8 protein-coding genes are annotated in these 12,732 nt (G+C 42.5%); 1 reads left to right on the top strand and 7 read right to left on the bottom strand.

The features are described from left to right. Positions 1-13: 13 nt before the first annotated feature. From odhB to sdhC, 6 genes are all read right to left on the bottom strand, one after another. Positions 14-1,261, bottom strand: coding sequence for a 2-oxoglutarate dehydrogenase complex dihydrolipoyllysine-residue succinyltransferase (gene odhB, locus JMX13_RS06895; protein WP_201611420.1), 1,248 nt, complete (start codon positions 1,259-1,261; stop codon positions 14-16). Positions 1,262-1,423: 162 nt separating this feature from the next. After that, positions 1,424-4,309, bottom strand: coding sequence for a 2-oxoglutarate dehydrogenase E1 component (locus JMX13_RS06890; RefSeq protein WP_201611418.1), 2,886 nt, complete (start codon positions 4,307-4,309; stop codon positions 1,424-1,426). An 858-nt stretch (positions 4,310-5,167) separates the two neighbouring features. Beyond that, positions 5,168-5,878 (bottom strand): succinate dehydrogenase iron-sulfur subunit, encoded by a 711-nt coding sequence (locus JMX13_RS06885; RefSeq protein ID WP_201611416.1) that lies wholly within the window; start codon positions 5,876-5,878, stop codon positions 5,168-5,170. Between the two features lie 191 nt (positions 5,879-6,069). Next, a complete protein-coding gene (sdhA, locus tag JMX13_RS06880) occupies positions 6,070-7,920 on the bottom strand; it encodes a succinate dehydrogenase flavoprotein subunit (protein WP_201611413.1) in 1,851 nt (616 codons plus the stop codon). Positions 7,921-8,304: 384 nt separating this feature from the next. Beyond that, positions 8,305-8,709 (bottom strand): succinate dehydrogenase, hydrophobic membrane anchor protein, encoded by a 405-nt coding sequence (sdhD, locus tag JMX13_RS06875; protein WP_201611411.1) that lies wholly within the window; start codon positions 8,707-8,709, stop codon positions 8,305-8,307. After that, the gene (sdhC, locus tag JMX13_RS06870; RefSeq protein ID WP_079690599.1) at positions 8,709-9,095 is read right to left on the bottom strand and encodes a succinate dehydrogenase, cytochrome b556 subunit; all 387 of its coding nucleotides are present in this window, start codon (positions 9,093-9,095) and stop codon (positions 8,709-8,711) included. Before sdhC ends, sdhD begins: the two co-directional genes overlap by 1 nt. Before the next feature lie 1,086 nt (positions 9,096-10,181). Here sdhC and gltA point away from each other — a divergent pair. Next, a complete protein-coding gene (gene gltA, locus JMX13_RS06865) occupies positions 10,182-11,462 on the top strand; it encodes a citrate synthase (protein ID WP_201545231.1) in 1,281 nt (426 codons plus the stop codon). Positions 11,463-11,585: 123 nt separating this feature from the next. On the opposite strand, the gene JMX13_RS06860 is transcribed toward gltA, so the two are convergent. Continuing rightward, entirely contained in the window at positions 11,586-12,554 is a 969-nt protein-coding gene (locus JMX13_RS06860; protein ID WP_227686241.1) for a hypothetical protein, read from the bottom strand. Positions 12,555-12,732: the final 178 nt, after the last annotated feature.

Below are 12,732 nucleotides of genomic sequence, written 5' to 3'. Positions count from 1 at the left end.
CAAGCTCATAGGCTTAAAGGTCTAGTAGTAACATGGCTGGATCTTCGACCAACTCTTTGATAGTTACTAAAAACTGTACTGCCTCTTTACCATCAATCATACGGTGGTCATAAGAAAGTGCTAAATACATCATTGGTAGAATTTCAACTTTACCATCGACGGCCATTGGACGATCGTTGATAGCATGCATACCCAAGATAGCAGTTTGTGGTGGATTCAAGATTGGCGTTGACATGAGTGAACCAAATACGCCACCGTTTGAGATAGTGAATGTACCACCAGTCATCTCATCTAGACCAAGCTTACCTTTCTGTGCTTTACCACCCAACTCACGAATCTTGGCTTCAACATCTGCCATGCTCATGCGATCGGTATCACGCAATACAGGAACGACCAAACCACGATCTGAAGATACGGCAACACCGATATCATAATAGCCATGATAAACAATATCATCACCATCTAGTGAGGCGTTGACCGCTGGGAAACGTTTAAGCGCTTCGGTCGCCGCTTTTACAAATAACGACATAAAGCCTAGACGTACGCCATGACGCTTTTCAAACTGCTCTTTATACTTAGCACGCATGTCCATCAACGGTTTCATATTGACTTCGTTAAACGTGGTTAGCATCGCTGTTTCTTGAGAAGCGGCTAGCAGACGATTGGCGACTGTCTTACGTAGACGCGTCATTGGTACGCGTTTTTCCGTGCGCTCACCTGTTGATTCAGCGACTGGAAGACCGCTATCAGATTTAATAGAGCTGTCAGCTTTTAGCGTCGGGTTTGCCATGTCAGATTTGGTCACACGACCGTCACGACCACTGCCTTCGACGTCTTTAGGATCAACGCCAGACTCTTTCGCTGCTTTACGGACTGCAGGGCTTTGATCTTTATGATCTGCTTCGTCTTTTTTATCTGTTGCTTGGACTGGCTCACCGCCATCAGTACCTTGCTTTGGTTGTACTGGCGCAGCTGGCTGGTCTGGATCGACTGCAGGAGCATCACCTTTATCAGTACTACCGCTAGCACCTGCTTCAAATTCTGCGATCAATTCGTCAGACAAAACAGTATCGTCAACTTGCTTAACGATTCTGGTTACGACACCATTATCAGGTGCCACAACTTCTAATACCACTTTATCAGTTTCAATTTCAGCCAATAAGTCATCACGGCTAACTTCTTGACCTTCAGTGACATGCCATTCCACGATGGTGCCATCGGCAACCGATTCTGGAAACACGGGGGCTTTAATTTCAGCCATCGATATACTCCTTAGATATTGATATTACTATTTATTATTAAGTCGTGATGAGCAGTCAGTACCATTTTGAATTGTCTTACTTCAATGGTAATACGCGGTACGGACTGTCATCGCCTGATTCATGTATCTTATATAAATATAATCTGTTAAGTAAACGAGTCGTTACTTGGACAGCTCATCTACACTAATTCCAAGACCGCCAGCGATTAAATCTTGCTGCTGCTTGACATGCAGTTTTGCCGAACCTGTTGCTGGTGCCGCACTAGCAGGACGCGCCACTGGCTCCATGACTTTCGCCTTGGTTGGGTGCGGCACGACAATGCGGAACATATGCGGCGCTAAATAGTACCAAGCACCTTGGTTAAGCGGCTCTTCTTGTGTCCAAACGATTTCTTTTAAATTGCTATATTTTTCAATTTCAGCAATCAAACGTTTTTCTGGTAATGGATAAAGCTGCTCAATACGCACGATAGCAACATGGTCAAGACCTAATGCACGGCGCTGCTCTAGCAAGTCATAATAGACTTTACCGCCACATAACACCATACGCGTCACGTTGTCCGGATTTTGTTGATCCATCTCTGGCAATACCGTTTCAAACTTACCGTTTGCTAACTCTTCGAGGTTTGAAGTCGCCAATTTATGACGTAGCAAGCTCTTCGGCGACATAACGATTAATGGTTTACGAATCGGACGTACCGCTTGGCGACGTAGCGCATGATAAATCTGTGCTGGCGTCGTTGGGGTAATCACTTGCATATTGTCTTCAGCACATAATTGCAAGAAGCGCTCAAGGCGAGCAGATGAATGCTCAGGGCCTTGACCTTCAAATCCATGTGGTAACAGCATGGTTAGACCACAAACGCGCTGCCACTTGGTCTCACCACTAGAGATGAACTGGTCAATCACCACTTGCGCGCCGTTGACGAAATCACCAAACTGCGCTTCCCAAACGACAAGTGCATTTGGCACTGTGGTCGCATAACCATACTCAAATGCTAATACTGCTTCTTCTGATAGCAACGAGTTATAAGTGGCAAAGCGCGCTTGCTGCTCACTGATATGCGCCAATGGCACATACATGCTGCCATCTTCAATATTGTATAGCTCACTATGGCGATGCGAGAAGGTACCACGACCGACATCTTCACCCGTAATACGTACCAACACTTTATCGTTATCAACCAGTGAAGCGTATGCTAAGGTCTCGGCAGCACCCCAGTTTAAAGGCTCTTCACCCGTTTGCATCGCTAAGCGTTGTTCGACCACTTTTTGTACTTGACGTTGTAACTTATAGCCTTCTGGCATCTCCGCCATACGGCGGCCATAACCTTTTAGTACTTCGATATCGACGCTGGTATCCCAATCATCGACCAAGTCATGACCTAGATAAGGTTTCCAATCGACAAATAGCTCTTCGTTAGGCTGACTGACTAAAGAGTTGGCAACATATTCGCCGCGGTCTAAAGACTCACGGTATTCATCTTCTAAGCGAGTTTCATCTTCTTTACTCAGCAGACCTTCTTCAATTAGCTTTTGCGCATAAATAGTACGGGTCGTTGGTAATTTTTTAATCACCGCGTACATCAATGGCTGAGTCGCTGATGGTTCATCGGCTTCATTATGACCGTTACGGCGATAGCAGAACAAATCAATAATAATGTCTTTATCAAATTCATGACGGTAATCAAGCGCTAACTGAGCAGCAAATACTACGGACTCAGGGTCATCACCGTTTACGTGTAAAATCGGCGCATGAACCATTTTTGCTACGTCAGTACAATACTCAGTCGAGCGCGCATCTTCTTGACGGCTGGTGGTAAAGCCAACTTGGTTATTGATAACGATATGTACCGTACCGCCCGTGGTATAAGCGCGGGTTTGTGACATCTGGAAGGTTTCTTGTACCACACCCTGGCCGGCAAAAGCGGCATCACCATGAATAACGATTGGCAATACTGAGTTACCAGTTTTGTTATCTTGTAATGGCTGATCGTTACGACGAACTTGACGCGCGCGTACCGACCCTTGCAATACAGGTGCAACAATCTCAAGGTGCGATGGGTTAAACGCCAATGCTAGATGCGCCTCGCCACCTGGTGTCATCACGTTCGATGAAAAACCATTGTGATATTTAACGTCGCCTGAGCCTTTTTCTGGCTGTACTTTACCATCGAACTCATCGAACAAATCGGCAGGGTTTTTACCCAAAATATTGACCAATAAATTCAAACGCCCACGGTGAGCCATACCAATGACCATCTCTTTGGTGCCATAACCGCCAGCACGTTGGATGATTTCATTGATAGCAGGAATAAAGCTCTCACCGCCTTCCAAACCGAAACGCTTAACGCCGGTATATTTACGAGCCAGATATTTCTCTAAGCCTTCGGCGGCGGTTAAACGCTCAAGAATAGATAAACGTTTTTCTGTATCAAATTTAATATACCCTAGATTGCTCTCGAGATATTTTTCCATCCAGCGTTTTTCAGTGCTGGTGGTCACGTGCATATATTCAGTACCGATAAAACGGCAGTATACGCGCTCCATGATTTCGATAATTTCACGTAGCGGCGCTTCATCCTTACCAATATTTAAATCATTGGTCGGGAATACGGTATCAAGGTCAGCTTCTGAAAGATTGTGATAAGCAAGGGTCAAATCTTCCACTTCTGCACGTGGATGTAGATCCAAAGGATCAAGCTTAGCACGGCGATGACCACGGCGACGGTACGCTGAAATCAGTTGCTGCACGCCCATTTGTTTTGGGTCGGCACAGTTACCTGAATTGTCAGCAGTAGCGCCAGACGTTTCAGTGTTGACTTTATTAGCGGTCTGATTGCGCGCAAGCAACAAGAACTGATCCTTAATGGCATTATGCGCGGCATCGTTTGGTGATTTGTATTGTTGAAAATACGCTTGCCAATCGCTATCAACGCTACTAGGATCGTCTAGATATTGCTCATAGAGGGCTTCGATGTAACTGGCATTATCAGCGGCCAGTTCGGTATGATCTACGCTCGCTGCTTCTTTAGTTATACTATTCATAATAATCGTCTATTTGATAGATAAATGAATGGAATCGTGCTTATTATTGTGTTATTCGTTGTACATTAGGTATGTTGTTCATCGTTTTTTGCTATTAAAAACTATTTCGCAATTGTATGCTAAAGCTATATAACGGTAAAAAGCGTGATGGCAATACCAATCTTAGTATTTTAATTATTTGTGAACGGTCAGTTTTCTGAATCACATCGTTTCACAACATTAATTTATATATAATGCTATCAGCTATAACCAAATTGTTAATAATAAGGTTTTTAAGCAAGCATCTTTTCTTTCAGTTAGCCTATCAATTGGCTATTTTCACTGAAATGTCTTCCTATGGTAAAAGTATGGCGTATATTTCGCCAAACATACATTGCCGTATAGAGTAACATGCCTAGCCTAGGCGCCATAGTTTGTTTGTTCAATACTAGGTATTTACGTAATGAATATCTATTATCATTTATCGCAACTTTACCTTTAGAAGAATAAATCTTTGTAAATCTATTACTTCACAAGAACCAGATTTACACCAATAAGTCTTTGCAATACTAAACAATATTACCATATTCAATTATATAGGGAGACGCGCGATATAGCATGTCTTCTTACATACAAGCAACGTATTGTTAATAGAGCCTTACTTACACTGACGGATTTGCCACTGCTCCTCAACAATATCGCTTAAAATGCTGATATTGTCGTCTTAATCAGAAAAACAAGAGCTAATTGCTTAAAAAATAAGAGCTAGTTACTTAAAAGGCAGCTAACTACTCAATTTTTTTAATAAAAAACACCACCTAATGATAGGTGGTGTTTTTTATGGCGCTATTATAAAGCTAATTAACGATAAAAGGTAGACTAACCTGCTTGATCGATAAGTAAATTGCGTAGATGGCCAATAGCTTTGGTTGGATTCAAGCCTTTTGGACATACTGAAACACAGTTCATGATGCCGCGGCAACGGAACAAGCTGAACGGATCGTCTAAACGTGCCAAACGCGCACGAGTGTCCGTGTCACGGCTGTCAGAAACGAAACGGTTGGCATTCAATAGTGCTGCTGGACCTAAGAATTTATCAGGATTCCACCAAAAAGATGGGCAACTGGTTGAACAGCAGGCACATAAAATACATTCATACAAACCATTAAGCTTGTCACGTTGCTCAGGTGACTGCAAGCGCTCTGTTGCTGGCGCTGGCTGGTCATTGATTAGGAACGGATGAACTTTTTCGTATTGCTCGTAGAATTGGTTCATATCGACGACCAAATCACGAACCACTGGCAAACCTGGTAACGGGCGAACCGTTACTTTTTCAGGCAAGGTATTCATGTTAATCAGACATGCAAGACCATTTTTACCATTAATATTCATGCCGTCAGAACCGCAAATACCTTCGCGGCAAGAGCGACGGAAGGTCAGAGTTTCATCTTCCTTTTTTAAGCGTAATAACACGTCAAGCAACATACGATCTGAGTCTAACAACTCAACCGTATAGGTTTGCATGCGCGGCGCTGCGTCCACATCAGGATCGTAGCGATAGATTTCGATGGTGCGAGTACCTCGGCTCATAATGCTAAACTCCACACGTAGATGATGGCGGGCTGACAAACCATGCAATCTAAGGATTGTAAACTATCAGCGCTGCGATTTTAAATCTCAGCGCTGATAGTGGTCTGTCGCTGGCGGTCACCTTTTTAATAGATTAATAAAGGATAAAACGTTTGTACTGTGCGTAAAAATCAAGCGCACATCATCTAAAATTAATAGACGCGGACTTTTGGCTCGATATAATCGACGGTCAATGGCACTTTACGAACGGGTTTATAGATAACTTTATTACCTTCAGAATACCATAAGGTATGCTTCATCCATTCTCTATCGTTACGGCCGTTTGGTGCGTATTCATCATCTTCTGGGCGATCATAGTCAGAAACACTGTGCGCGCCGCGACTTTCGTGGCGCTTAGCTGCTGAAATCATCGTCGCTTTTGCCACTTCATAAAGATTGCCTACTTCAAAAGCTTCGATACGTGCGGTATTAAAGACTTGTGATTTATCAGCCAAATGAATTTGGTCAATCTTCTCGCCTAGCGCTAAGATTTTTGCAACGCCTTCGTCCATCATCGCTTGCGTACGGAATACACTGGCATGCGTTTGCATGGTTGCACGAATTTCATCAGCAACGTCTTGCGCATTATAGCCTGAAGTCGATTGTTGCAGTTTGTCTAAACGACCAACCGTATAATCAAGAATACGTGGGTCTAATGGCTTGTAATTGTGGTCAGCATGATGGAATTCATCAACGATATGCTTACCAGCTGCGCGACCAAAGACCAATAAATCAAGCAATGAGTTGGTACCTAAACGGTTGGCACCGTGCACACTGACGCAAGCACACTCGCCGATTGCATAAAGACCTTTAACAACGTTGCCTTTGGCATATAAACCTTCTTCATCAGTACCCGCTTCTAGATCCGGTACAATCACTTGACCATGGATAGTCGTTGGAATACCCCCCATCATATAGTGAATGGTTGGGATAACGGGAATTGGCTCTTTGGTGATATCGACGTTAGCAAAGTTTTTGCCAATCTCAAATACTGATGGCAAACGCTTCATGATGGTTTCAACACCTAAATGCGTCATATCCATCACGATATGGTCAGCATTTGGACCACAACCACGACCTTCTTTGATTTCTTGGTCCATAGAACGTGATACTAAATCACGTGGTGCCAAGTCTTTTACCGTTGGCGCGTAACGCTCCATAAAGGCTTCGCCATCTTTATTACGTAAGATAGCGCCTTCACCGCGGCAACCTTCGGTTAATAGTACACCGGCACCATGAACGCCCGTTGGGTGGAACTGCCAGAATTCCATATCTTGCAATGGAATACCTGCGCGAACCGCCATGCCAATACCGTCACCAGTATTGATATAAGCGTTAGTAGATGCCGCAAAGATACGACCCGCGCCGCCCGTTGCAAGAACCGTAATCGGTGATTGGAAGACGGCAACCGTACCCGTTTCTTGTTCAATAGCGATGACGCCATTGATATTACCGGCGTCGTCTTTGATCAAATCAAGCGCAATCCACTCGATAAAGAACTCAGTACCTTGCTGTAGGTTTTTCTGATATAACGTATGCAATAGCGCATGACCAGTACGGTCAGCAGCAGCACAAGCACGCTGTACGGCTTTTTCGCCATAGTTTGACGTATGACCACCGAATGGGCGCTGATAAATCGTGCCATCTTCGTTACGGTCAAACGGCATACCCATATGCTCAAGCTCATACACCACTTTTGGCGCTTCACGGCACATGTACTCAATGGCGTCTTGGTCACCTAACCAATCTGACCCTTTAACAGTGTCATAAAAGTGAAAGTGCCAGTTGTCATTGCTCATATTACCCAAACTTGCACCAATGCCGCCTTGAGCAGCAACCGTGTGCGAACGGGTTGGGAATACTTTGGTCAAGACTGCAACCTTCATGCCCGCTTCTGCTAAATGCAATGAAGCACGCATACCTGAGCCGCCGCCACCAACGATGACCGCGTCGTAGTTCAGGGTTTTAATATTACTAATAGTATTATCTTGTCTAGTTGCCATTACGGTTTTCCTAATGCCTGTTAATGCTTAGAAGTAAATAAAAAGGTTGTTTTGCATCTTATTGTGCGGTAACGCTACTGACAATAATCAAAATACGATACAAACAGCCTTCAACCACTTAATTTGCATATCTATCGTTATATTGGGTCATCTCACCTGATTAGCTACATTCACCTAGTAACTCATTCATCTAATCATTATGAGCTACTCAATAACTTATGCTTCTATTCAGTGTGCGCCCAACGCTATGATTAGCTATGACTATTTTGGTGACTACGGAATCATAATAATCTAACAGCTATAAACCATATAAGGGTTAATAGCGTTGTCAGGTTCATCCGTTGTTATTTGTTGATATCCAATGATTAGATATCTGCTTAATGATTAAACAGCAACGACACCGAAGCCGTTACCCCAAAAAATCATGATGCCCCAAAATAGAAACACTAAAATAGCGATAATCATTAATGTCTGTAGTACTAAACGTAGACCTGCTGCGCTTGAGCCCAGTTTGCCAGTGGTAATATAGTCAGTAAATACCGTCCACATACCAACCCAAGCGTGACCAGCCAATGCCAAAACGGCCAATAAGCTGAACAAACGCATCGGTAAACTGGTCATAAATTGTGACCAATCAACGAAGGTTACATCACCATGGGTTAAGAAGAAGCCCAGTAATACCACACTGTAAACGGCTAAAATGACAGCACTGATACGCTGCACAATCCAATCGCGTGAACCTGAGCCAGTTAGACCCGTAGCGCTGTTGATTCCTGAATCGTTTTTCATTAGAACATCACCCATACAAATGACGCGACAATTAAGATTGCTGCAATGACAAAGCTAATCATAGAAGCGGCACGGCCAGATTTTAGCTCCTCATTCATGCCCATATCAGCAAATAAATGCTTAATACCCATCACAAAGTGATAGGCAATGGCAGCGACAAAAATCCAGGCCAAAAAGCGAACGAGAACATTGTCAAATACGGTCTCAAAACTCTCAGGCGACGCCAAAGAATTCTGCAATAACCACAGCATGACAGGAATAAGTAGAAATAAAACAATGCCAGAGATACGATGCAAGATTGAAGCTATCGCAATCGGTGAGCGATTAACGCTAATCACTTGGCTTAAGGGCAGATCAATAGGTCGGTTGCTTTTCACAGCGGGCATCCTTTTTGCGGTTATACTCCTGTATCTGCTATCAACGCTTTATACCAATACTATTTATAAAAACACTATTTATAAAAAAACTATTCTAAAGCGGCGAGCAACACATGAGATGAATAAAGTAAGGAAGGGCTAGCTGACGTCGTTTAATTTGCGCTAAATTTGAAAGGTCGCTTCGGTCTATTAATTAAAGCCTATTTATAGAAGGCTAAACCTCGCTCGTTGAGATGACAATCCCTTTCAATAACAAGCTATCTACGTGCTTTTAATACTCAGCACACAGTATGGGATAAATCGATTAACTATTCTATTTTTACTGCTTGCCATCAACAAAAAAAGATAACGCCAAGGTGTCATCTCTATGTTATCATTTTTTATTAAGGTAAACTTCATTGTTGGCTATCTAAAAATAGAACAGTTAACAAGAATATTCAAGCGATAAGCTGGTTTATAGTCTATAAACCGAACGTCCAATCGTAACAAAGTATGAGTAAAGCCAAGCCTTATCCAAGGCTTTATTAGGATGAGCGATCAATTTGCGCAAAGCTAGTGCCAGTTAAATCCCTCTAATTATAAAATGACTGGCCACTAATTACAAATTTATCCCCTAAATAGTGGTTATTAGAGATTAATTAACAAAAAGCTAGCTATTGGTAATATGAATTCATTAGTATTACCAATTCAGGATAAAGCATAAACCCAAAGCAATTTGTCGATTACTCATACGCTGTCTGTTTTATGGTATTTATCTTTCGTTATTAAAACAGAGTATCTTGCTAAAAAGTCTTTAGTATTATAATGTTAATGAGAAGCATTACGTTAACAACAAGTAAGTATTTTAAAGCTAAATTACCAAGCAGACATATTTTGATACAAAGTTTACAGTCGCTAACTACGACTAAAGCACCCGTATCACAGCCATTACTGCCAAAAGTCTTTTCAAAACCTCAGTAATAACTGCTAATATAGCCTGCATATTAAATATAGCCTGCATGTTAAATGGGTTAAATTGATTTTGACCATTTAGGGCGCGAAGGTATGCGTCTCTACAATTTTATTCTAACAAGTTAAAACAATGGAGATTAGATTATGGCTGATAATCAAGCCACATTAACCGTAGATGGTAAGGATTACCAACTTCCTATTATTGAAGGTACTTTAGGGCCGTCAGTTATCGAAGTTGCTGCTTTTCAACAAGCTGGCTACTGGACCTACGATCCAGGTTTTATGGCAACTGCGCCTGTCGAATCAAAAATCACCTTTATTGATGGTGGCAAAGGCGAGCTGTTGCATCGCGGCTATCCTATCGATGAGTTAGCAAATAATGCTGAATATTTAGAAGTGGCGTATGCGCTGATTCATGGTGATTTGCCTAATGCTGAGCAAAAAGCGGATTTCTATGAAAAAGTCCGTAAGCATACTGGCGTTCATGACCAGTTACGTAAATTCTTTGAAGGCTTCCGCCGTGACGCCCATCCAATGGCTATCATGGTCGGTGTCGTTGGTGCTTTATCAGCGTTCTATCATGAAAATCTTGATGTAAGCAACGAAGAGCATCGTGAAATCACTGCTATCCGTCTAATCGCTAAAATGCCAACGCTTGCGGCGATGAGTTATAAATACTCACAGGGCGAACCGTTCATGTATCCGCGTAATGACTTCAATTATGCTGAAAACTTCTTATATATGATGTTTGCAACGCCTGCTGATGTTGATTATAAAACCAACGATGTCATCACTCGCGCTATGGACAAAATCTTTACTTTGCATGCTGACCATGAGCAAAACGCTTCAACGTCTACGGTACGGTTAGCTGGCTCTACTGGCGCAAACCCTTACGCTTGTATCGCCGCTGGTATCGCTGCCCTTTGGGGTCCATCACATGGCGGCGCCAACGAAGCCGTACTCACTATGTTAGATGAAATTGGTACAGTTGAAAACGTACCAGCATTCATGGAAAAAGTAAAAAGCCGTGAAGTGAAACTAATGGGCTTTGGTCACCGTGTTTACAAAAACTTTGACCCACGCGCACAAGTAATGAAAGAAACTTGTGACGAAGTCTTAGGCGCATTAGGTATCAATGATCCTAAGCTTGAGCTTGCGATGGCACTTGAGAAAATTGCTTTAGAAGACCCGTTCTTCGTTGAGCGTAACTTGTATCCAAACGTTGATTTCTACTCTGGCATTATCCTTAAAGCCATCGGTATCCCAACGTCAATGTTTACCGTTATCTTCTCACTAGCGCGTACTTCTGGTTGGATTAGCCATTGGTTAGAGATGCACAGCGCACCGTTCAAAATCGGTCGCCCACGTCAGTTATATACTGGTGAGACAAAACGCGAATTCGTTAAAGTCGAAGACCGTAAATAGTCAGTCTTTTATTTTAGCAGTATAAAAATTAGACACATAAAAATCCCGCTACGATAGCGGGATTTTTTATGGTCTATCTTTAATAAGATTTATTGAGCAAGTCAACTCTAATACTTTAAATTTTTACTGGAACTCTTTTAACGTCTGCTCATATTTGGCAATTTGCTCATCATAGCCTTTAATGGTTTCATTGAATTTCGCCATCAGCATTTCAAACTCTTGCTGCTGATTGATTTTCATTTGCTGCATATCAATGACTTGCTGGGCTTCTATTTGCTCCCATACTTGATGCTGAATAATCAAACGTGCCAACGCTGGGCTTTTTGCACTTAGTCTACCGGCGATTTCTGCATGTTCAAATACCTGTGGTACCAATGTCGCGATATTGATTAGAGTATCAACATCTTCCGCACTAAGTGGTGTGGTCACAGGCTGATAAAGGGCTTCCATCGCTTGCTGATAACTGTCTATAATCTGCTTATCTGTCAACATCACTGGTTTACGCGGCTCAAGACTAATACGCTTAAGCACGGTTAAATCGCGCTCGCCCACTTCTGTACTGGTATTAATATCAGTCTCTAAAGTAGCATCAATATCAGAGTTACTGCTAGCGTTAGAATCACTATTGCTATTTTCCTTAGCTGCGGCTGAATCCGTAGCAGTTGACTTTGCTATTTGCTCAGAATTAGTCGTTTGATTATTATTCGTTGTTTGATCAGCAGTTGTACTATCAGGCAACAAGTCATTGCTACTGTCTGACGCATCTGCCGCTTGTAGCGATTCATATTCCGCTTGCAAGCGTTGCTGTAACCCTTTGGCTTGCGCAAGATACAAAGGCTGAAACTGTTCTATACGAGCAGCAGCAGAATCGCTTTTGCGCATAGGCTGACTGTCTTCAGCGCTGGTTTTCTCTTTAGTTTGACTGCTATCGGGTATTGGCTCTTCGGCTTGCTGCTGACAACCACTTACTAACAGTACACCAGTCAGTGCTGCCGCAATCAATGTCGGTGCTTTATACGGTCGAATCATGGCTACATTTATAGAGCGATGATTAGCATCAATGTCAGGTTTTACTGATAAGAGTTTAAACATCCGAATTCATATCCTTATTAAAAGCAGAAAAAGTAAAAGCCAACGTGATGATACTGTCCATAACTAATGGTATTTTTAGAAGCGTTATTGACTCAATTGAGTAATAAATTCTAGAGCTTTTTATGATCATTTTTTTATAATAATTCCTGTCTGTAATCATAAACAGCTTAAGCCATCA

Origin of the sequence: Psychrobacter immobilis (assembly GCF_904846285.1) — a bacterium.
In the GTDB taxonomy this organism is placed as follows: Bacteria; Pseudomonadota; Gammaproteobacteria; order Pseudomonadales; family Moraxellaceae; genus Psychrobacter; species Psychrobacter immobilis_D.
The sequence above is the reverse complement of the archived record's forward strand: the minus strand, read 5'-3'. Positions and strand labels throughout refer to the sequence as shown.

Bases quoted from the DNA above. Each gene is read 5' to 3' on its own strand.
- odhB (WP_201611420.1), bottom strand. From the start codon at position 1,261: ATGGCTGAAATTAAAGCCCCCGTGTTTCCAGAATCGGTTGCCGATGGC.
- sdhD (WP_201611411.1), bottom strand. From the start codon at position 8,709: ATGAAAAACGATTCAGGAATCAACAGCGCTACGGGTCTAACTGGCTCA.
- JMX13_RS06885 (WP_201611416.1), bottom strand. From the start codon at position 5,878: ATGAGCCGAGGTACTCGCACCATCGAAATCTATCGCTACGATCCTGAT.
- sdhA (WP_201611413.1), bottom strand. From the start codon at position 7,920: ATGGCAACTAGACAAGATAATACTATTAGTAATATTAAAACCCTGAAC.
- JMX13_RS06860 (WP_227686241.1), bottom strand. From the start codon at position 12,554: ATGTTTAAACTCTTATCAGTAAAACCTGACATTGATGCTAATCATCGC.
- JMX13_RS06890 (WP_201611418.1), bottom strand. From the start codon at position 4,309: ATGAATAGTATAACTAAAGAAGCAGCGAGCGTAGATCATACCGAACTG.
- sdhC (WP_079690599.1), bottom strand. From the start codon at position 9,095: ATGCCCGCTGTGAAAAGCAACCGACCTATTGATCTGCCCTTAAGCCAA.
- gltA (WP_201545231.1), top strand. From the start codon at position 10,182: ATGGCTGATAATCAAGCCACATTAACCGTAGATGGTAAGGATTACCAA.